At 46.7% G+C, this 21,318-nt stretch carries 23 protein-coding genes; 13 read left to right on the top strand and 10 right to left on the bottom strand.

All coding sequences use genetic code 11. The features are described 5' to 3' along the window. The 7 genes from BS19_RS10715 to rplI form a co-directional block, all read left to right on the top strand. Positions 1-330 (top strand): EF-Tu C-terminal domain-related protein (locus BS19_RS10715; protein ID WP_038175239.1); only part of this gene is annotated, 330 nt, incomplete at its 5' end. Positions 331-628: 298 nt separating this feature from the next. Continuing rightward, entirely contained in the window at positions 629-817 is a 189-nt protein-coding gene (locus tag BS19_RS10720) for a (2Fe-2S)-binding protein (protein WP_038175240.1), read from the top strand. Positions 818-891: 74 nt separating this feature from the next. Then, on the top strand, positions 892-1,374 hold the full coding sequence (bfr, locus tag BS19_RS10725; protein WP_038175242.1) for a bacterioferritin: 483 nt from the start codon (positions 892-894) through the stop codon (positions 1,372-1,374). 225 nt (positions 1,375-1,599) lie between these two features. Then, positions 1,600-1,980: a 30S ribosomal protein S6 gene (gene rpsF, locus BS19_RS10730; RefSeq protein ID WP_038175243.1), complete on the top strand. Its 381-nt coding sequence runs from the start codon at positions 1,600-1,602 to the stop codon at positions 1,978-1,980. An 8-nt stretch (positions 1,981-1,988) separates the two neighbouring features. Then, positions 1,989-2,291 (top strand): primosomal replication protein N, encoded by a 303-nt coding sequence (priB, locus tag BS19_RS10735; RefSeq protein WP_038175244.1) that lies wholly within the window; start codon positions 1,989-1,991, stop codon positions 2,289-2,291. Between the two features lie 16 nt (positions 2,292-2,307). Continuing rightward, positions 2,308-2,535 (top strand): 30S ribosomal protein S18, encoded by a 228-nt coding sequence (gene rpsR / locus BS19_RS10740; protein WP_000090472.1) that lies wholly within the window; start codon positions 2,308-2,310, stop codon positions 2,533-2,535. Positions 2,536-2,565: 30 nt separating this feature from the next. Next, complete coding sequence (gene rplI / locus BS19_RS10745; protein WP_038175245.1) at positions 2,566-3,018, top strand: 50S ribosomal protein L9; 453 nt, start codon at positions 2,566-2,568, stop codon at positions 3,016-3,018. An 87-nt stretch (positions 3,019-3,105) separates the two neighbouring features. Here the strand turns inward: rplI and BS19_RS10750 are convergent, their stop codons facing one another. Then, a complete protein-coding gene (locus tag BS19_RS10750) occupies positions 3,106-3,870 on the bottom strand; it encodes a DUF481 domain-containing protein (protein WP_211252999.1) in 765 nt (254 codons plus the stop codon). Positions 3,871-4,042: 172 nt separating this feature from the next. Between BS19_RS10750 and BS19_RS10755 the strand changes: the two genes are divergently transcribed. Then, positions 4,043-5,455, top strand: coding sequence for a replicative DNA helicase (locus BS19_RS10755; RefSeq protein ID WP_038175247.1), 1,413 nt, complete (start codon positions 4,043-4,045; stop codon positions 5,453-5,455). A gap of 12 nt (positions 5,456-5,467) precedes the next feature. After that, a complete protein-coding gene (alr, locus tag BS19_RS10760) occupies positions 5,468-6,544 on the top strand; it encodes an alanine racemase (RefSeq protein WP_038175357.1) in 1,077 nt (358 codons plus the stop codon). A 60-nt stretch (positions 6,545-6,604) separates the two neighbouring features. Here alr and BS19_RS10765 read toward each other — a convergent pair whose 3' ends face one another. Continuing rightward, positions 6,605-7,027 (bottom strand): secondary thiamine-phosphate synthase enzyme YjbQ, encoded by a 423-nt coding sequence (locus BS19_RS10765; RefSeq protein WP_038175248.1) that lies wholly within the window; start codon positions 7,025-7,027, stop codon positions 6,605-6,607. Positions 7,028-7,485: 458 nt separating this feature from the next. On the opposite strand from BS19_RS10765, the gene pgi reads away from it, so the two are divergent. Next, positions 7,486-9,141, top strand: a complete 1,656-nt coding sequence (pgi, locus tag BS19_RS10770; RefSeq protein ID WP_038175250.1) for a glucose-6-phosphate isomerase — start codon at positions 7,486-7,488, stop codon at positions 9,139-9,141. A gap of 114 nt (positions 9,142-9,255) precedes the next feature. On the opposite strand, the gene BS19_RS10775 is transcribed toward pgi, so the two are convergent. The 7 genes from BS19_RS10775 to BS19_RS10800 all read right to left on the bottom strand — a co-directional run bounded on the left by BS19_RS10775 (position 9,256) and on the right by BS19_RS10800 (position 14,621). Then, complete coding sequence (locus BS19_RS10775) at positions 9,256-10,152, bottom strand: TIGR03899 family protein (protein ID WP_038175251.1); 897 nt, start codon at positions 10,150-10,152, stop codon at positions 9,256-9,258. Between the two features lie 298 nt (positions 10,153-10,450). Then, positions 10,451-10,915, bottom strand: coding sequence for a DUF3299 domain-containing protein (locus BS19_RS10780; RefSeq protein WP_391090322.1), 465 nt, complete (start codon positions 10,913-10,915; stop codon positions 10,451-10,453). A gap of 36 nt (positions 10,916-10,951) precedes the next feature. Continuing rightward, positions 10,952-12,211 carry an ABC transporter permease gene (locus tag BS19_RS10785; RefSeq protein ID WP_038175255.1) on the bottom strand — a complete coding sequence of 420 codons (1,260 nt, stop codon included), beginning with the start codon at positions 12,209-12,211 and terminating at the stop codon, positions 10,952-10,954. After that, positions 12,208-12,915: an ABC transporter ATP-binding protein gene (locus BS19_RS10790; protein ID WP_038175256.1), complete on the bottom strand. Its 708-nt coding sequence runs from the start codon at positions 12,913-12,915 to the stop codon at positions 12,208-12,210. The genes BS19_RS10785 and BS19_RS10790 overlap by 4 nt, the downstream gene beginning before the upstream one ends. A gap of 53 nt (positions 12,916-12,968) precedes the next feature. Beyond that, a complete protein-coding gene (zrgA, locus tag BS19_RS10795) occupies positions 12,969-13,628 on the bottom strand; it encodes a zinc uptake protein ZrgA (protein ID WP_038175258.1) in 660 nt (219 codons plus the stop codon). A gap of 65 nt (positions 13,629-13,693) precedes the next feature. Further along, positions 13,694-13,993, bottom strand: a complete 300-nt coding sequence (locus BS19_RS19795; RefSeq protein WP_245609276.1) for a DUF2607 family protein — start codon at positions 13,991-13,993, stop codon at positions 13,694-13,696. 76 nt (positions 13,994-14,069) lie between these two features. Further along, positions 14,070-14,621, bottom strand: coding sequence for a YtfJ family protein (locus BS19_RS10800; protein ID WP_038175259.1), 552 nt, complete (start codon positions 14,619-14,621; stop codon positions 14,070-14,072). A 205-nt stretch (positions 14,622-14,826) separates the two neighbouring features. On the opposite strand from BS19_RS10800, the gene BS19_RS10805 reads away from it, so the two are divergent. Further along, on the top strand, positions 14,827-15,027 hold the full coding sequence (locus BS19_RS10805) for a DUF1107 domain-containing protein (protein WP_038175261.1): 201 nt from the start codon (positions 14,827-14,829) through the stop codon (positions 15,025-15,027). Positions 15,028-15,073: 46 nt separating this feature from the next. Here BS19_RS10805 and msrA read toward each other — a convergent pair whose 3' ends face one another. Continuing rightward, the gene (msrA, locus tag BS19_RS10810; RefSeq protein WP_038175262.1) at positions 15,074-15,697 is read right to left on the bottom strand and encodes a peptide-methionine (S)-S-oxide reductase MsrA; all 624 of its coding nucleotides are present in this window, start codon (positions 15,695-15,697) and stop codon (positions 15,074-15,076) included. Between the two features lie 116 nt (positions 15,698-15,813). Here msrA and tamA point away from each other — a divergent pair, with 116 nt between their 5' ends. Beyond that, on the top strand, positions 15,814-17,529 hold the full coding sequence (tamA, locus tag BS19_RS10815) for an autotransporter assembly complex protein TamA (protein ID WP_038175263.1): 1,716 nt from the start codon (positions 15,814-15,816) through the stop codon (positions 17,527-17,529). Continuing rightward, the gene (tamB, locus tag BS19_RS10820; RefSeq protein ID WP_038175264.1) at positions 17,526-21,296 is read left to right on the top strand and encodes an autotransporter assembly complex protein TamB; all 3,771 of its coding nucleotides are present in this window, start codon (positions 17,526-17,528) and stop codon (positions 21,294-21,296) included. The genes tamA and tamB overlap by 4 nt, the downstream gene beginning before the upstream one ends. The last annotated feature ends 22 nt before the right edge of the window (positions 21,297-21,318 follow it).

Consider the following 21,318-nt stretch of genomic DNA (forward strand, 5'->3'; position numbering starts at 1 on the left):
GACGTAGAACGTGGTCAAGTACTAGCAGCGAAAGCTTCTATCAACCCACACACTAAGTTTGAGTCAGAAGTATACGTACTTTCTAAAGACGAAGGCGGCCGTCATACTCCGTTCTTCAAAGGCTACCGTCCACAGTTCTACTTCCGTACAACTGACGTAACTGGTGATATCTCACTACCAGAAGGCGTAGAAATGGTAATGCCAGGTGATAACATCAAGATGACTGTAGAGCTAATCGCACCAATCGCGATGGACGAAGGTCTACGTTTCGCAATCCGCGAAGGTGGCCGTACAGTTGGTGCTGGTGTTGTTGCTAAGATCTTCGCTTAATTGTTGAAGACTTGCACACTTCTTCATTTTTGAAGAACACGCATCTGAAAAAGGGAAGCTTCGGCTTCCCTTTTTTTGTTTTAGTTATAAGTAAAATATTTAATGTTGTATTGTAACTCATTGAAGTTCATCGACTAATCAAGCATCTCAGTATAGTAAAGTTTTAAATAGTTGAATGTCAGTGGTTATAGACAAATAGATATAACGAAATATTCTTAACTCTCATAAATTACGATTGGTAATGATAACTATTGTCGTTTATATTATTGATTGTTAGGTGGAACGGAGCGAGTTAGCTATGTATGTCTGTCTTTGTCATGGTATTTCAGACAAGAAAATTAAGAAGTTAGCGATTGATGAGGGCATTACTGATATTAAAGGTATTAAGCAATGTACTGCTCTGGGGAGTCAATGTGGCAAGTGTATTAAGCCAACCAAACAGATATTAGCCGAAACCGAGTTCTTAGTTATTAAACAAGCCAGCTAGTTTTTCACCCAGTCTTTTTGACAGCGTGCCATTTGCTTCTAGAGTTATAGGAGCCAAAGAGGAGGGCGAATGTCATGAAAGGCGATCCAATCATTATCCAACATCTCAATAAAGCGCTCGGCAATGAACTCATTGCAATCAATCAATACTTCCTACATGCACGTATGTATAAAGACTGGGGACTTAAGCACCTAGCAGATAAGGAATATCATGAGTCGATCGATGAAATGAAGCATGCCGATCATTTAATCGAACGCATTCTATTTCTGGAAGGATTACCCAATTTACAAGATCTCGGTAAATTAATGATCGGTGAAGATGTCAAAGAGATGCTGGAGTGCGATCTCAAGCTCGAAATGGCGGCTATTCCCGATTTAAAGAATGCGATTGCCTATGCCGAAGATGTCCATGACTATGTGTCACGTGATCTGTTTCTGACCATCTTGGAAGATGAAGAAGAGCACGTCGACTGGCTTGAAACGCAGCTGGGATTAATTGACATGACTGGTATTCAAAACTACCTCCAAGCGCAATATGTTGATGACGATGAGGGCTAAGTTATCGTCGCTCCGATGAGTTGCTAACCACTCCGAACAAGATCTTGCTGGCTGCTTACGCCTCAACGTTAGGCTGCCAGCAAGCCACCACATTTCTCTTGCTTATACTGGTTTCTTTCTGTATTATTCGTGCTCCTTAAAACTCAGTCAATTATCTTTAGTTCCTTGCTTCCTCTGGACGACTGAGCCAATTGTGGAAGCTGAATAATCCGTAAGGAGCAACCCATGCGTCATTACGAAATCGTATTCATGGTGCACCCAGATCAAAGCGAGCAAGTTGCTGGCATGATCGAGCGTTACACTGGTTCTATCACTGAAGCTGGCGGTACTATCCACCGTCTAGAAGATTGGGGTCGTCGTCAACTGGCTTACCCAATCAACAAGCTTCACAAAGCTCACTACGTTCTTATGAACGTTGAAGCTGACCAAGCTGTAATCGATGAACTAGAAACTGCTTTCCGTTTCAACGATGCAGTTCTACGTAACATGGTCATGCGTACTAAAGCGGCGATCACTGAGCAATCTATCATGCTTAAGCAACGAGAAGAGCGTGCTCCTCGTCGCGAAGAGCGTGCTGAAGCTAAGCCAGAAGCCGCTGCTGAGTAATTTGTCTTATGGCCAATCGAATGGAGCTTTCTGGCACGATTGTCAAACCGCCCATTCGTAGCAAAAGCCCAGGTGGTATCGAACACTGTCGGTTTTGGTTAGAGCATCGCTCTACTATCATCGAGGCTGACCTTCCGAGACAAGTTTATTGTCGTATGCCGGTCGTTGTCAGTGGGCCTAGGTCACAAGCGTTAACTCAGAGTTTAGTACAAGGTAGTAGCATTAAGGTAAGTGGTTTTGTCACTTATCAAACCGGCCGTAACGGTGTAGGTAAATTAGTGCTGCATGCCGACAACATTACTCAAATTTAAGATCAGGAGATAGCCCATGGCTCGTTTCTTCCGTCGTCGTAAATTCTGCCGTTTTACAGCAGAAGGCGTTCAAGAGATTGATTACAAAGACGTAGCAACTCTTAAAAACTACATCACTGAAGCTGGTAAAATCGTACCTAGCCGTATCACTGGTACAAGTGCTAAATACCAACGTCAGCTAGCTCGCGCTATTAAGCGTTCACGCTACCTAGCTCTACTTCCGTACACTGACAAGCATCAGTAATCGGCTCGTTTTATAAAGAGGAATTAAACAATGCAAGTTATTCTACTTGATAAAATCGGTAAACTAGGTGCTCTAGGCGAAACGGTTAACGTTAAATCTGGTTACGCTCGTAACTTCCTTATCCCTCAGGGTAAAGCGGTTATGGCTACTAAATCTAACGTTGAAATGTTTGAAACTCGTCGCGCTGAACTAGAAGCAAAAGCTGCTGAACAAGTTGCTGCTGCTGAAGCTCGCGCTGAGAAGCTTGGCGCTCTAGAAGCTGTTGTTATCGCTTCTAAAGCTGGTGACGAAGGTAAACTATTCGGTTCTATCGGTACTCGCGACATCGCTGATGCAATCACTGCAGCTGGCGTTGAAGTAGTTAAGAGCGAAGTTCGTCTTCCTGAAGGCGCACTACGTAACACTGGTGAGTTCGAGATCAGCGTTCAACTTCACTCTGAAGTTTTCGCTACTGTGAACCTACAAGTTGTTGCTGCTGACTAATTCAGTTTCACGACGTATTTAAAAAGCACCTGCTTGCAGGTGCTTTTTTTATGCCTATTGTTCGGTGTTGGCTGACTGGCCAGTCAGCTAAAATTGGAACAGCAAGTTAACCGAGAAGATCGAGTCTGCTTTTGTTAGCCCTTCTGGTACTTTATCGTGGTATTGGCGAGAATAGGCCAGTTTCAAAGCAATATCTTCGGTGACATTATTAGTCACACTGATGTCAGTGTCGGTCCGGGTATTACTGTAGCCTGAGACGACGGTTACGTCGGCTGCAATCGATAGACTATCTAACGCTTGCCAGCGAGTATTGAGGTTGCCCCTAAAAATACCTTCGCGCACGGTTTCAGGAAAAATAATGTCATCGTCATCAATTTCATCTAGGTTAGGTTCTTGATAGCGAAAACCTGGGCCAAATTCCACCTCTAAGACAAAGTGTTCGGTATTGGCAAACTGATAACCTAAACCGCCCGACAAGGTATAATCCTTGAAATAGGCCGTATAGCGAGAATCAACACCACGAAAGCTGCCATAAAGGTAGGTTTTCGGGCTCAGTTTGTAGTCGCTCTGTGCGGTATAGGTCGATTGCCTTTTGTCCTCTTCCCCATCCTTATACAGCAAGTAGTATTTCCACTCGCCATAGGTACGATGACGGCCTTCAACGTATTCCAGATTGAGGCGTGAGTTGAGTGAGCGTGAGTCAGAATTACCAGTATGTGCCTGATAGCCAAACTCCACTTCCGCATCCCAAGGGGAAGGAATTTCAATATCCGAGTGGTCCTGTCCTTGTTCATCGGCATAAGCACACATTGAGCTGAGTAACCCCATGCTCAATAGCCAAAGTTTAGACACTAACGACCTCAATATTAAAAAAACACCGCAACAATGGTAATGCGAAATGAGGACGATACCGTCAACAACAGGTTAAATCTGATTCACTAGGTGACAAAGTATCAACAGACTACAGACATCGGCTTTATTCTCGTTATAATTAGCGGTCCAGAGCAAGTTGTTGAGCAGAACCATGGCCGAAGCGAAAGTAGATTATCGAAACAAAAAGTTTAGAGACGCACAAGTCGATGCGATTAAACTTCCCCCTCATTCACTAGAAGCTGAACAGTCCGTTATCGGTGGCTTGCTGCTTGATAATGAGCGTTGGGATACGGTTTCAGAACGTGTTGTCGCGAAAGATTTCTACAGCCGTCCGCATCGTCTTATTTTCGAAGCAGTTAAGTCGATTCTTGAAGACAACAAACCGCTCGATCTTATTACACTGTCGGAGTTCCTTGAACTGCGTGAGCAACTCGACGACGTCGGTGGCTTTGCTTATCTTGCCGATTTGGTTAAAAACACCCCGAGCGCGGCTAACATCAATGCTTATGCAGACATTGTTGCTGAGCGCGCTTTAGTACGTGATTTGATTGGGGTTGCTAACGAAATTGCCGATGCAGGTTACGACCCACAAGGGCGCAGTTCAGAAGATCTGTTGGATCTGGCAGAAAGTAAAGTATTTGCGATTGCAGAGGCACGCACCAACGAGAACGAAGGCCCACAGAACGTTGACAATATTCTTGAGAAGACCCTTGAGCGTATCGAGCTATTGTACAAGTCACCACAAGATGGTGTGACAGGGGTCAACACTGGGTTCACTGATCTCAACAAAAAAACGGCGGGTTTGCAGGGCTCGGATCTTGTCATTGTCGCCGCACGTCCGTCGATGGGTAAAACCACCTTTGCGATGAACTTATGTGAAAACGCAGCGATGGAACAAGAAAAGCCAGTTTTGATCTTCTCGCTAGAGATGCCCGCGGAGCAGATCATGATGCGTATGTTGGCCTCGTTGTCGCGTGTTGACCAAACCAAAATTCGAACTGGTCAGCTTGATGATGAAGATTGGGCGCGTATCTCTTCAACCATGGGAATCCTGATGGAGAAGAAGAACATGTACATCGATGACAGCTCAGGTTTGACGCCCACCGAAGTACGTTCACGCGCTCGTCGTATTGCTCGCGATCACGGCGGTCTGTCGATGATCATGGTCGACTACCTGCAATTAATGCGCGTCCCTGCGCTGTCAGATAACCGTACACTGGAGATTGCTGAAATCTCGCGCTCACTGAAAGCCTTGGCCAAAGAGTTGAATGTTCCTGTCGTAGCATTGTCGCAGTTGAACCGTTCCCTAGAGCAACGTGCTGATAAGCGCCCAGTAAACTCAGATTTACGTGAATCGGGCTCTATCGAGCAAGATGCTGACTTGATCATGTTTATCTATCGTGATGAAGTCTACAACCCAGATAGTTCAATGAAAGGCACCGCCGAAATCATTCTGGGTAAGCAGCGTAATGGTCCAATCGGTTCGGTTCGCCTGACGTTCCAAGGACAGTGGTCACGCTTTGATAATTATGCAGGCCCTTCATTTGATATGGACGACGAATAATTTATGACGCATATGAAAGCCGCAACGGCTTACATTGATTTGACCGCACTCAAGCACAACTTAGTGCAAATAAAGCAGCAAGCACCGCACAGCAAAGTCATGGCGGTGGTGAAAGCCAATAGTTATGGTCATGGTCTGCGTCATGTTGCGAAAAGCGCGCAAGGAGCGGATGCGTTTGGCGTCGCCAGAATTGAAGAGGCGTTGCAACTACGTGCTAGTGGTGTCGTGAAACCGATTTTGTTGCTCGAAGGGTTTTACTCTCAAGGAGACTTACCAGTACTGGTGACCAACAATATCCAAACTGTGGTGCATTGTGAGGAGCAACTTGAGGCGCTAGAGCAAGCTCAGCTTGAGACACCGGTTGTGGTATGGCTAAAAATCGACAGTGGAATGCATCGTTTAGGGGTCCGCCCTGAGCAATACAATGGTTTTGTGGAGCGTTTGAAAAAGTGCCGCAATGTCGCTAAACCTTTGCGATATATGAGTCATTTTGGTTGTGCTGATGAACTGGATAAACCGACTACCACTCAACAGATCGAACTATTTATGTCTTTGACCCAAGGGTGTGAAGGTGAACGCTCAATGGCCGCCTCGGCAGGGCTACTAGTCTGGCCTGATAGCCAAATGGATTGGGTACGTCCGGGCATTATAATGTACGGCGTTTCGCCATTTGGGGATAGAAATGCGCAGCAGATGGGCTATCTGCCTGTCATGACGCTCAAGTCGCACTTGATTGCGGTACGTGAAGTTAAAGCTGGCGAAAGTGTTGGTTATGGTGGTATCTGGACAAGTGAGCGAGATACCAAAATCGGCGTTATTGCGATTGGTTACGGCGATGGCTACCCAAGAATGGCGCCCAATGGCACACCGGTATGGGTCAATGGGCGCAAAGTGCCGATCGCTGGCCGTGTCTCTATGGATATGCTCACCGTCGATCTCGGTCCAGACGCGAACGATTGTGTTGGCGATGAAGCCATTTTGTGGGGGAAAGATCTTCCGGTTGAAGAGGTGGCTTCTCATATTGGCACGATTGCCTATGAGCTGGTGACTAAACTCACATCACGCGTCGATATGGAATATTCCCAGTAACTTGCTTTAACAACATGCCTTAAATCACGAAGCTGGCATAATAAGCCAGCTTTCTTGTATCTATAGTTGACCATGAAAAGTGGCAACAATACGTCGGCTACCGCCCTGATCTCGATGCTCCCCCAAATAGATACCTTGCCAGGTTCCTAAAGCCAAGCGTCCGTTGCTGATTGGAATCATGACACTACAACCTAACGTCGAGGCCTTGATATGGGCAGGCATATCATCATCACCTTCATATGTATGTTGATAGTAAGATGCCCGCTCTGGCACAAAATGGTTAAAATGTTGCTCCATATCGTGTCTGACGGTCGGGTCTGCGTTTTCATTGATGGTCAAACTGGCCGAGGTATGTTGAATAAATAACTGTAATATTCCCACAGAATAATCTGCTATTTGCGGTAATTGTTGTTCAATTTCATCGGTAATTAGATGGAATCCACGCTTACGTGCGCTAATTTTCAGTGTTTTTTGAGTCCACATACGGCAACCTATATTTGATGATTTGCGTCTAATGGTTAAGCTTAGCTAAGGTTAATGGTAAGCTCTTACTTGCGAGTAGGGTGTTTGTTTAGTTTTGAAGCAGGGAACGTGACCTAACTCAATGTGAGCGTAAGTCGCCTGCGTCATAATATTCGCCTGAAAAAAAATTACAAAGGTAGTTATACCAATCAGAATAAATGTCTGGTCATTCTTGCTAGTTAAAATCGCTGATAGCGTCGTTATAGATTTTGTAGGTAGGTCAACTAGCTAGCTGTAATCTATGCCTTGCTCTAAGCGATTTTTCCTGCGCAACTATCTGACCATCTATTTGTCGCGACTGGTATTAGTGGCATTTTGCCTAAACATACCTAATATTATTATTTTGCTTAATCGGGGATTCCACCAGTTGTCGCTAGGCTGAATGGAATAGAACCTACTGTAACATTGGGATAGACACCATGTTGAAAAATATCAATCCAACGCAAACACAAGCTTGGAAAGCGCTAACTGCGCACTTCAAATCTGCACAAGATATGGATATGAAAGCGTTATTTGCTCAAGATCCGGCTCGCTTTGACAACTTCTCAGCACGTTTCGGCAACGATATTCTTGTCGACTACTCTAAAAACCTAGTTAACCAAGAGACGCTCAATCATCTGTTTGCTCTAGCTAATGAGACTGAGCTAAAAGCAGCCATCGAAGCGATGTTCAGTGGTGAAGCGATCAACAAAACCGAAGATCGCGCTGTACTTCATACCGCGCTCCGCAATCGCAGCAACAAACCGGTTATGGTTGATGGCGAAGACGTGATGCCAGCGGTTAATGCTGTACTAGAGAAAATCAAATCTTTCACTGAGCGCGTGATTGGCGGTGAGTGGCAAGGCTATACGGGTAAAGCGATCACAGATATTGTTAACATCGGTATTGGTGGTTCGGACTTAGGCCCTTATATGGTGACTGAAGCACTAGCGCCTTATAAAAACCATCTAAATCTTCACTTTGTTTCAAACGTTGACGGTACGCACATCGTTGAAACGCTTAAAAAAGTAGACCCTGAAACCACTCTATTCCTAATTGCATCGAAGACATTCACCACTCAAGAAACCATGACAAACGCACATTCTGCTCGTGATTGGTTCCTAGAGACTGCTGGCGATCAAGCGCATGTCGCTAAACACTTCGCAGCACTGTCGACCAATGCGAGCGCTGTGTCTGAGTTTGGTATCGATACAGACAACATGTTTGAGTTCTGGGACTGGGTTGGCGGTCGTTACTCTCTTTGGTCTGCCATTGGTCTTTCTATTGCACTAGCGGTTGGTTACGACAACTTTATTGAGCTATTGGACGGTGCGCATGAAATGGATAACCATTTCGCCGCGACAGAGTTTGAAAACAACATTCCAGTGATTCTGGCGTTGCTTGGCTTATGGTACAACAACTTCCACGGCGCAGAGTCTGAAGCTATCTTACCTTACGATCAATATATGCACCGTTTCGCTGCCTACTTCCAGCAAGGCAACATGGAATCGAACGGTAAATACGTTGACCGTGATGGTAATGCTGTGACGTACCAGACTGGGCCAATTATCTGGGGCGAACCGGGTACCAATGGTCAGCACGCGTTCTACCAGCTGATTCACCAAGGCACTAAGTTGATCCCATGTGACTTCATTGCGCCAGCGCTTAGCCATAATCCTGCTGGTGATCATCACCAGAAGCTGATGTCTAACTTCTTTGCCCAAACGGAAGCCCTTGCTTTTGGTAAGTCAGAAGAAACGGTTAAAGCAGAGTTTGCGAAAGCAGGCAAGAGCGAAGCAGAAGCGGCGACACTCGCGCCATTCAAAGTCTTTGAAGGTAATCGTCCAACGAACTCTATCCTAGTTAAGCAGATCACTCCGCGTACACTCGGTAACTTGATTGCAATGTACGAACATAAGATTTTTGTGCAAGGGGTTATCTGGAACATCTTTAGCTTTGATCAGTGGGGTGTGGAGCTAGGCAAACAGCTAGCAAACCAAATCTTGCCAGAGCTTGCCGATGATACCGCGATCAATTCACATGACAGCTCGACCAATGGTTTGATTAACGCATTTAAAGCGTTCAAAGCGCAATAACAGTCAAGCTTGAATCTGCAGCGCCCATTGTTTGGGTGATAAGCCAATAATGACGCCAACCGAAAGGTTGGCGTTTTTTGTGGTGTGGAGACGATAGGGTTTTGCAGATAGCGCTTACACCGTATGATGAATACTGCTTTCCACTTCCGTATTGGCGATAAATTTCTGGCTGAGCATCGCAACCATCTGATCGTAGTACTGCATATTGGGTTTGTTTCCGAGCAATTTGCACAGCTCGTTGCCCGTGGGTGTAAAGCGATAGTAGAGCAACCTTACGCCTTTGCTGTGCGCCTGTAATGATAGCTGCTTACCCTGATAAAGCAGTGGTAACGGTGAATCCAGTTCAATTTCTCCAGATTCTAATTCCGTGCCATGCATCAATCCTAGCTCAAACAATACCAATAAACTTGAGTAGGGCAGTTGGAAGTTGCCGACATTAATATTGCTGGTGGTGGCACGCTTACCGAAACTAAAGATGCCCCCCTGCGCTCGATAGCCGACTAATAACTTACGGCTATTGTCGCCACCAAAACTGCAGGCCAAAGAGGACGCGCGCTGAAGAATCTGCGCCTCTTTCGGCGTCATATCTTGTAAAACTTTCAGTGCTTTCATCGAGGTTGAGCCTGGATTGGTCACCTCTCGCTTTAGCACTTGTGCCCACAGGCGTTGCATTGAGTGATTGTGCACTTCTTGCGCCATATCGAAAAAGCGTAACAGCCAATCTTGTTCGGGATCACCAGCCATTTCGTCTTTGCAGGAAATGTGGGCGAGCTTCAGGATTTGCTCAAGATTTTTCTGCCGTAACTCTTTGCGTCTCCTCTCCCTGATCAGGGCGCGTTCTAAGGCGTTTTTTTCTGGCTTCTCGGTTTGCAGTAGGGCATCTAGACCGTAGGTTTGAGCGATGTTGAGAACTCGGCTTGCGCTGTCTTTGATGTAGCTAGACTTTTTTTCTTGGCGCCGAGGTGGTTCGGCTTCGTGTTCTAGGACAACGGGCTTATTGGTCTCAGACATGCTATTTCCTTAGCCATCAGATTGTTAACTCAAGTGTTTACTTTACCTCGGAAGCGCCAAGCCCGCCACACAAAGACTGTGAGCCAGTTTATAAAAATATCGCTACCATAAATGATAACAAGTTGTTAAAATTGTTATCGTTACTTTTGAGGGGCTTATGAAGTATTTTAATGACAATAAAATAAAGAAGCACCTGTCAATCGCCCTATTGTTACTCTGTTACCTAGCCATACTCGGTTATCTATCTAGCTATTTGGCATAAAAAAGGGCGTTAACAGGCGGCTCATTTTTTTAACACTTACAGATCATCGTACTCAGCAATCTCTGTGCCTTCAATCACATAGCCAGTCTCTGCCAACTCGTGGCTGACGGTTTCAGTTTTGAGTGTGCCTACCACATAAATAACATCCCACAACTGCTGCACGGGCGCGCCTTTAGGAAAGCGGACATAGATGATTTGGTTTGGCGGCGGTGGTGGCACATGGATACACGCGCCAAAGTAAGGGACCAGCAAAAATTCAGTGACGTTGTTTTCGTCCCCTTCCAATGGGATCACAAATCCCGGTATTTTCACTTTACTGCCGTTAAGCTCCGGCCTGATTCCGCCAACTTTGGACTGTTTCATTACATCTGTGGAGTGATCGACGGCTGGCATGCCATAGGAATCAAACTGGTTGCGCTCACTTTCTGGAATTAAGTCAATCCAGTCGAGCGTTAAGGTCTCTTCGGCATGAGTTGTAAAACTGGTTACACCGAATGTCATGAGGGTGATAAGTAATAGGCTAATGGTTTTCATTGGTTATACTCTGATTGTCATTCCGTCGTTAAGTGATTGTCTATACGCACGAAGGGCGGGAATAAATCCTATGGTGGTTCCTGCCAGTTGTACAGCTGCTAACAGTAAAAGCTCGTAATAGGATAAACCGCTTAGTGATAAATTGATGCCGTAGGTCTGTTGAATCAGTGGTGCGGCCAACGTCAACATCGCATATAAGCCGATCGTCCCGACAATGAGACCGATAAAGGTCAATACACTGGCTTCGAGAATGAGCAAGCTAAATACGTGACGAGGCCGAGCGCCCATGGCACGCAGAATCGCCATTTCACGCCGACGCTCTTGCAGGCTCGTCAGCAAACTCGATAGCATACCGAGCAGTCCTGCCACGACCACAAATACCGAGACCGCCATCAAGGCTTGTTCTGCCACCGACATCATTGCCCATAACTCATGTAGGGCAACGCCCGGCAAAATAGCGCTTAACGGCTCTTTGTTGTAGGTATTGATTTGCCTCTGCAGCGCGAAGGTCTGAATTTTTGACTTTAAACCTAGCATCATGGCGGTAATTTGTTGGGGTTGAAAGTCGATACTGGCCAGTTGCTCGGCACTTGGGGTATTGCCTAAGTTGGCCCCGCTTTCCCATCCAACATGAATCGCCTCAATAGCTTGTAATGAAACATGCACCGTCTTGTCAACCGGCGTGCCCGTTGGGGCCAAGATACCAACGACCTTAAACGGTAAGGTATCGTGACGACTAAAACCCACATCGCTAATGCCATGGGCAATGACCATATCGCTGCCAATCTGGTAGTTAAGCGTGCGGGCTACCTCTGCGCCAATTACGGCTTCAAAAAGACCATTGAATTCTCGGCCTTGCGTAAAGGCTAGGTTTTGCTTTTGTCCATAACGGTAGTGGGCAAAATATTGATGATTGGTTCCCATGACCCGAAACCCTTGGTGAGAGTCTCCGAGTGAGATAGGAATAGCCCAATCTACAGCGCGGTGCTGGCTGAACTCTAGATAGCTTTTCCAGTCGATATTATTGGTTGCATTACCGATGCGAAAGACTGAGTAAAGCAATAAATTTACTTGTCCCGAGCGGCCGCCGACAATCAGATCAGTACCAGAAATGGTGTTGGCAAAGCTGCTTTTGGCCTCGGTGCGAATTCGCTCCACGCCAAGTAGTAAAATCACTGAAATAGCCACGGTCAATATACTCAGAATCGCCGTCACTTTACGGTTACGGACGCTTTTCCAAGCCAATGTTAGCGTTGGGGTCATAGGTAGCCTCCGGCTTGATTTAACTGTTGGAGGTTAATCGTTTTGTCAAAGAAAGCTTCTAAGGTCGGGTCATGGCTGACAAACAATAGCGTTGAATTCGCCTGATTGACTTGTTCTAACAGTAACTCAATAAACGCGCTGCGATTATCAAAATCAAGTGATGACGTCGGCTCATCAGCAATGATGATGTTGGGGCGACCGATCAAAGCGCGCGCTGCCGCGACTCGCTGTTGCTGACCAATACTTAACTCGGCTACCGGTTTATTCAGGAGTGAGCTGGGCAGATGCAGCTTATCGAGCAAAGCTTTTGCGTTGGCGATTAAGTCCCCTTCGACTTGCTGGCGTCGATGCGATGAAAACTGACAAGGTAGAGTGACGTTTTCAATGACATTAAGGTATGGCAATAAATTAAATTGTTGAAAAATATAACCTATATTGTCGGCACGAAACTTATCGCGCTGGCTACCTGTCATGGATGAAAGTGCTTCTCCCAGTACGGACACCTTGCCTGAGGTGGCAGTATGAATACCAGTCAGCAGCCCGAGTAAAGTCGATTTACCGCATCCACTCGGCCCTTTGATAAAAAGGTGCTCTGCGCGCTTTACCGACAAAGAGGGGATATCCAATGTCGGTTTGTCATTACTAGGCCAAGTAAACTTCACTTGGTTGAGTTCAACCACACAGTGATGGGGTTTTATGTCCATTGTTGATGTCCAATCATGCAAGGTGGCTCAGCCAGACTGAGCCACGGTTGTCATTAGAATGAGATCGCTGTTTGATCTTGATGTAACTCGAGTGCAGCTTGTTTGGTATCCGTCAACAGGTTGACCTTGATTGATTCAGTGCTCGGAAACTGAGTAAACCACTGGGTCTCGATGTTGTTTAACGCCTTAATGTTGTCACACTGGTAGTGGTACTGGACGGTAAATTCACCGTGGCTTGATTTATGCTCGTCATGATGCTGATGTTGTTCATCATGTTTGTGATCGTCATGGTTGTCGTGATGGTCATGGTTGTCATGATTGTCATGATTGTCATGATTGTCATGATTGTCATGATTGTCATGATTGTCGTGATGGTCGTGGTCATCCTCACCGAGCGTGTGAGTCACCGATTGGTCAATCAACTGACAGCCAGCACTGTCGGCCAGAACAAACACTTTGTCTGCTTGATTGAGAATCGTCACGGCTGCATTGAGTTGTTGTTGCTGCTGATCCGTTTGCGCCGCATGCTCAAAGCCTACCACATCAGCACCTGGCGCCGTGATTTCAAATAATAAATCGGAGCCATCTTGAGCGATGTTAAATTCGACTTGCCCGTGAACGTGAGCATCGTGTTGGCGAAAGCCTTCTTCAGCGTGTGCGACAGCGCTGATAGCGAGAGTCATGCCAAGGGCAATGGGAGTAAGGTTTTTCATTGTCAGTCCTGATTAATAGTCGTGTTTAAAGCCACCTACAGCGGTGAGTTGGGTTGTGTTATTGCTTAACTATAATCAACCTTGGGTGGAGAGCGGGCATGGTAGGCCCAAATGCTGACGAGGAAGAAATGAAAGACTGGTGATGTTGCTCTGATACTGGTTAACGGTGTGATCGTTAACGTCGCCACGGCGGCACTTGCGCCATGTAATCCACAAGCAAAAAGCTGGCAGTCGTGCTGACTATGGTGTGTTGATGAGCGATCGTATTGATGATCGATATAAGCGAAGTTTAGCCATAGCAACATCACGATGGCCAGTAAGGCAACCGTGTGAGAGCGGGTAGGCTTTAGACTTGCTCGATTCACAACAACGACACTGATAAAAAATGGAATTGTTATACTATAACAATTCCATTTAAAAGGCGAAAGTTAAGCCGTTAGCCTAGATGTTTTGTTTGATTAAGCGAATGACTTGTTCGATCTCTTGGTCGCTTAATACCCCTTCTTTGACAAACAAAACCTGGCCTTGTTTGTCTTGCACAATGATCGCCGATGACTCTTCAGCGAGTTGCCAAGCTTTGGCCACGCGGCCTTCTTTATCTAGCACCATTGAAGACCAAGGAAACTCTTTTTTGCTGTCTTGGGCAGACGATTTCACAAATGAACCCGTTCCCCAAATCGCATCATCTTGATTGATGATGGTGGTGGTTTGATAACTCTGTTGCGGGAATTCTTCTGCGGTAATCGCGGTCATTAATGGCGCGTTCATCGCTTTAGCACTGCTGCGACCCGCAATGGCTTGGATAACCCGCACTTTTCCTAGCATGTCTTGACTCGACCAAGCTTGGAACTCGGTCTGGTCACCATTGAGTACGATTTCGCCATGACTGGCGATTTCAATACTAGCCACTGGTTGACCGATGGCGATGTTATGTGCAAAAGCAAAGCTTGGAGAGCATGCGATTACCAGAGCAAGTAAAGTTTTCGTTTTCATTATATTGTTCCTTTTATGTAAGCGAAAAAAGTATATACCGAAATTTTTATCGCGGGTAAAAATCGCTGTAATAGCGTGAGCATAGATCATTTTGTTAACAAAATGGTTCACATTGGAACGTCATCAGGTATAATCCTGACACGTTCTAAGGATAAGAGCGACGCGGCCTTTATCGGTCGTATCATAAAAGGATATTGGAGTTGCTATGCTGCGTAAATTTCCCAACTATCACCCACAACAGATTGCGCGATTTGTTAAAACTTTGTTTAAAGGTCAGTTCGCAATTGCAGGTGTCGGAGAGTTTGATTTTGATAATGGCAAGGTGTTGTTGCCTGATGTACGGGATCAACAAAAACTGATGACGTTTAAAGAGATCAATCAGGCAATAGAGTCGCTTTCTGCATAACTAAGTGATTGTTAGTCAAAAGTCGCCCGGAGGCGACTTTTTTCGTTTATGCGGGGAAGCAAACACCAGTTCCGCCTAAACCACAGTAGCCATCAGGGTTTTTGGCTAGATATTGTTGGTGATACTGCTCGGCGTAATAAAATGGACCAGCAGCCGTGATCTCTGTGGTGATATTGTCCGCTTGATCTCCGAGCAGAGCTTGATACGCAAGTTTCGACTGTTGCGCTTGCTGTTGTTGCTCATCGTTATAGACATAAATGGCTGAACGGTATTGTGTCCCTAAATCATTGCCTTGACGCATTCCCTGAGTCGGGTCATGCCTCTCCCAAAAAGTACGCAGTAGTTGCTCGAGGGTTATTTTCTTTGGGTCGAAGACAATACGTACCACTTCAGTGTGGCCTGTTTGCCCGCTGCACACCTCTTGATAACTTGGGTTGGGAGTATAGCCGCCCGCGTAACCAACACTGGTGCTGATCACTCCCTCCAATTGCCAGAACAGTCGTTCAGCGCCCCAAAAACAGCCCATACCGAGTAAGATTTTTTCGCAACCTTGCGCAGGTTCTGCGGTCAAACTGGATTGGTTAACGAAATGAACATCGTCGATCGCTATTGGCGTCTCACGGCCAGGTAGCGCATTTTGCGCCGAGATTAGGCTTTGTTTGTCGAGCATGATAAACATCCTTAATGAGTTTTTTTATAAAGACCGCCTAATTGACTGTTTTCATACAGACTTCTATTTGTACAGGCGTTATTATTCTTGTAAATGATGTAGACAGATAATTAAGCATGATCCGAAAGCCTTTACCAGTCCTAATCTCACTCCTTACGTTTGCGCCTGTCAGTTGGGCGCAAGGCGTTGATTTGGATATCAAAGGTATTGAAGGCGCCTTATTAGATAATGTTGATGCTTATTTGTCGGCGATTCCACCAGATGACTACGAAGTCAGTTTACGCTTTCAAGCGCGCTTAGAACGTAATTTCACCGAGGCCCTTAACGCGCTAGGTTATTACCATCCCAAGTACGAGTTTGTTGTGTCAGACGATCAAAACCGAGTGACCGTCAATATTGACCCAGGTCCAGTGGTGTTAGTTGAGTTGGTTGATATTCAGATCAGCGGCGAAGCTAGCCGTGATCCTGAATTTAGCGCCTTGATCGAAAACAGTGGGTTGAAACAAGGACAGCCTCTGGTGCATAGCCAGTATGACTCGTTGAAAAGTGCGATTCGTAATCTGGCCCTGCGGCATGGTTATTTTGAAGGCAGCTATCAGCTTAGTCGTTTGGAAGTTGCCCCTGAACTTAATCAAGCCTTTGTTCGTCTTCACTTTGATAGCGGCATTCGTTACCACTTTGGTGAGAATGTTATCACGGGGAGCCAGATAAAAGAGGACAGAGTCGCATCGCTGGCGCCTTATCAATCCGGAGATCCTTATTTGGTGTCTCAGGTGGGGGAGTACAATCAGAACCTGTCGAATACCGATTGGTTCTCATCGGTGTTTGTCGAGCCAGACTTGAGCCAGCTTGGGCAAGGAAGAGAATTGCCAATGAAAGTTTCTTTGGCTCCGCAAGCACGTAATCAATTGGAAACGGGTCTCGGGTATTCGACCGATGTGGGTGTTCGTGGCACGCTGAAGTGGAAAAAACCGTGGGTTAATAGTCGTGGACACAGTTTTGACAGCAGTTTCTCTCTATCCGCGCCCGAGCAGACAGTGACCGCTGGCTATCGCATCCCGCTCGATGATGTCTTAAAACAGTACTACCGTATTCAGTATGGCATGAAGAATCTCGATAGCCGCGATACCAAAAGCTTGGAATCTAATCTTGCGTTAGAGCGTCATTGGGTGATGGACAGTGGTTGGCAGCGAACCCTGTTCGTGCGCTATTTGATTGAGAACTACCAACAAGGTATACAAGATGATAGCGGTCAGTTTGTGTTGCCCGGCATCTCTTTATCGCGTACGCGTATTCGTGGTGGTGCGATGCCGATGTGGGGCGATCGCCAAAGTGTTACGCTTGAGTATGGCGATCCTAGCCTGTTATCGGAAACGCGTGTCACTCGCTTAATAGGTGGCATGACTTGGATTCGTAGTATTGGCGACAATCATCGCGGCATTTTCCGTCTTGATGGCGGCGCAAACTTTGCTGAACAGTTTGACAAGTTATCGCCTTCTTTGCGCTTTTTCGCTGGTGGCGATAATAATTTACGCGGCTATGGTTACGAGTCGATTTCGCCGAAAGATGTCAGTGGTGCATTAACCGGGGCGAAATATATGGCGACCAGTTCATTGGAATATCAGTATCGTGTTTACGGAAATTGGTGGGGCGCGCTATTTTATGATGTTGGCGATGCATTTAATGACCAACCAGAATTAAAACGCGGTACAGGGGTCGGGGTGCGCTGGGCATCACCTGTTGGTCCTATTCGTTTAGATTTTGCATGGGGATTGGATGCGGCGCCAGGCGATGAATTTCAAATCCACTTTACCTTAGGACCAGAGTTATGATTAAAGTGGTGATCAAGTGCTCGAAGTGGCTCTCACTCTCTGTTGTCAGCTTGTTGTTTATGCTGTTGCTGACACTAGCGATGCTACTGTTGACCAATCCCGGCTTGAACTTGATTGTTTGGGGAGCCGAAAAAGCCCTGCCACAGCTAAGTATTGAGTCGACTGACGGTGCGGTGTTGCCGCGCTTTACGCTCAACAAGGTACGCTTTGATGATCCTCAGTTGAATATTTCGACGCAAGCACAAACGCTGACATTGGCGATCAATCCCGCCTGTCTGACCGAGCCGGGAGTGTGTGTGGATGAACTGGCGATTGACGGTTTGAATTTTTCGATGCCTGAATTGCCGCCAAGCTCTGATCAAGCTCCACAGACGAGTGACCCCTCTTCATCATCTAGCGTGATTACTTCACCTATCCCGATCAGTGTTGCTCGCTTGGCGTTGAGCAATATCGAACTCGATATTCTTGGCCATCAGATTGGTTGGCGCTCGTTTACCACCGGTGCTTCGTTTCAAGGTAACCGCCTGCGAATCAATAAAATGGCACTGATCTCGCCTCGTGTCGCTTTAGCTGACAAGGAGAGTGTTGAAGCGCAGAGCACTGCTTCGAGCGCGACAAATGAGCCATCAGAGACTATCGAGCTGCCTGAGGTGGTTCTACCGCTGCAAATTGAATTGCTCGGTTTAGATATTCGTGATTTCAAGCTTGAACAAGCGACCCCCGTGATTGTCAATCATTTAGCCTTGGTGGCCAATGCCAAGCAATCTCAGATCAATGTCAAAAACTTAACTCTAGATATGCCGCAAGTGAATGCCCAGCTTGCCACCAATATTAAGCTTGCTGGTGACTACCCATTGACACTTAGCCTTAACGCCACGGTTAAAGAGCCGGTAGCCAAAGGACAAACGGTGGTTGTTAAAGCCAGTGGCAGTGTCGCCGATTTGGATGTGAAGGCAGTGTTTGATGGGTTAGCGACAGGCGATATTCATGCCCAGTTGCAACCGCTGCGTCGTGAGCTCCCTTTTGATGTCCAACTATCGGACGTTGACGTGCAATGGCCTCTCACTGGCCAAGGGGAGTATTTTGTTGCGCTAGACTCGCTGCAAAGCCGTGGATCTCTAGAGGGCTATACCTTAGCACTTAATAGTGAGATCAAAGGTCAAGCCTTACCTGATCTCTCTTTGTCACTCGAAGGCAAAGGGGATTTGTCGCACATTGAGCTAAGTCGGGTTGATATGGCGACCTTGGGGGGCAGCCTGACAGGGGATGTGATGGCCAACTGGCAAGCGCCAATCAATTGGGCGGCGAATCTAAACATCAGCCATATTCAGCCGGGTTTGCAATGGCCAGATGCGGAAGGCGATCTTAGTGGCTCTGTCTCTACTACTGGTCGTTTGACCAAGCAGGGCGGTTGGAATGTTGAGCTGCCTAAGTTGGATATTGATGGTTTACTGCGTGGCTATCCGCTCAATATTGAAGGGGCATTGAGTGCTGCCGACAATGCGGGCAACGGCGAGTTGATGGTCAAGACACCACGTTTGGTTTTGTCTCATGGGCCGAATAAAATTGAAGCGCAAGGCGAGCTTGGCCAAGTATGGCAGATGGACTTGGCGATCAATTTTCCTGAAATGATCAAAACGCTGCCTGATCTGCAAGGCAGAGCGCGTGGTAACGTCAAACTACGTGGTGCACTGCAAGCACCAGAGATTGGCCTTAATTTAGAGCTAGACGCGATTGATTGGCAGCAGCAAGCTCAGGTCGAGAAGGTGACATTGAATGGGCGTGTGACGCCACTCCCGACTCCTGAAGGACGTTTAGCGCTCAAAGTCACACAAGCACATTATCAAGATTATATGGTTGATGATCTCAGGTTAAATTTGAATGGCTCCCAGCAAGCGCATGATTTAATTCTTGATGTTAGCTCAAATATTGCTTCGACCCAGTTAACCCTTTCCGGCGCTCTTGACGATAAGCCCGAACTGGCTTGGCGTGGCGATTTAAAGCGGATGCAGTTGTCCTCGAAGCAGGGTGAGTGGCGTCTCGCTCAATCGACAGCCTTAGCTTTTGATATGGCGACTGAGCAAGTCTCGGTGGCGGCTCATTGTTGGCAGCAAGCGGATTCAACCTTATGTCTAGATAAAGACATCAATGTCGGTCAAAGTGGCGAAGCAACGCTCTCTCTTGAGCACTTTAATTTTGATCAAATCGCGATGCTGATACCGAAGCAAACTGTGGTTGCAGGGCAAGTAAATGCGCAAGTAACCGCTAAGTGGGCACCAGACTTGCCGCCGTATATCAAGGCGGCGCTGCAACTACCGAAAGGTCAAGTGACCCAAGAGTTAGAGCAAGCGGTGAGTATCGGCTGGGAGTCAGTGGCGCTCAATGCCCTGCTCGACAACAACCAGTTACAGGCCGATTGGCTGCTTGATGTCACGGACAATGGTGATGTTTCTGGCAATGTCGCGATTGCCAATGTTTTAAGTCAAGACAAGCAACTCGATGGTCGCTTGCAACTGACGACCTTTAATCTTGATTTCCTCGCCCCGCTCATTGGTGAGTTTAGTCAGCTCAAATCCAATATCTCGACAGACTTAGCGATTACTGGACCTGCTCTTCAACCTCAGGTTAAAGGGCGGTTTGTGGTCGATGACATTAAGCTTAAAGGGGAGATCTCTCCGGTTGAAATTGAGTCTGGTCGTGTGTTGCTTAACTTTGATGGCTATCAAGCCTCTTTGGCGGCGGCGCTGAATACACCCGACGGCCAGTTAGAGTTGTCCGGTGATGCTGACTGGCAAAATATGCAAGATTGGAGCACCAATGTGCGCGTTTACGCCCAAGAGCTGTTAGTCGACCTTCCGCCTATGGTTAAGATCAAAGTTCAGCCTGACATGACCATCTCTGCCACGCCAAATTATGCGCGAATTGATGGGGATATTGCGCTGCCTTGGGGGCGTATCTTAGTTGAAGAGTTACCATCCAGTGCGGTGGGAGTATCGAAAGATCAGGTGATTTTGAATCAACAATTGGAACCAATCGATGAGCAGAGCTCTGTGCCTTTTGCGGTTGAAACCGATATCAATATCAAGATTGGTGATGACTTTAAATTGTCCGCCTTTGGACTAGAAGGCGGTTTAGTTGGTCAGCTTAACGTGGCTCAAAAAGACAAAGGGTCATTTGTCACTGGTGAAATCAATATTACCGACGGCTCTTATCGCTCATTTGGCCAAGATTTGCTGATCAATGAGGGCAAAATTCTAATGAATGGTCCGGTCGATCAACCTTATGTTCAGATCTCCGCGATACGTAATCCGGAAAATACGCGAGATGACGTTACCGCTGGGGTCAAAGTGAGTGGGCCAGCCAGTGAACCGACGGTGACGATTTTCTCTGAACCGGCGATGCCTCAAGCTAACGCTTTGTCTTATTTACTGCGTGGGCAAGACATTGATGGTGAAACGGGCGGCAATGCCATGACCACGACCTTAATCGGCCTTAGTTTAGCGAAAAGTGGTCGCGTGGTGGGTGAAATCGGTGAAGCTTTTGGTGTCCAAGATCTTCAACTTGATACTGCGGGTTCAGGTGATGATTCGCAAGTGACGGTAAGCGGCTATATTTTACCAGGGCTGCAAGTGAAATATGGCGTGGGAATATTTGATTCAGTCGGTGAGTTTACGGTGCGCTATCGTTTGATGCAGGATCTCTATTTAGAAGCGATGTCCGGAGTCGACAGCGCGGTAGATGTGCTATACCAGTTTGAGTTTGATTAGGAACATAAAAGGCAGGGTAGGG

Origin of the sequence: Vibrio pacinii DSM 19139 (assembly GCF_000711795.1) — a bacterium.
GTDB classification, from domain to species: Bacteria; Pseudomonadota; Gammaproteobacteria; order Enterobacterales; family Vibrionaceae; genus Vibrio; species Vibrio pacinii.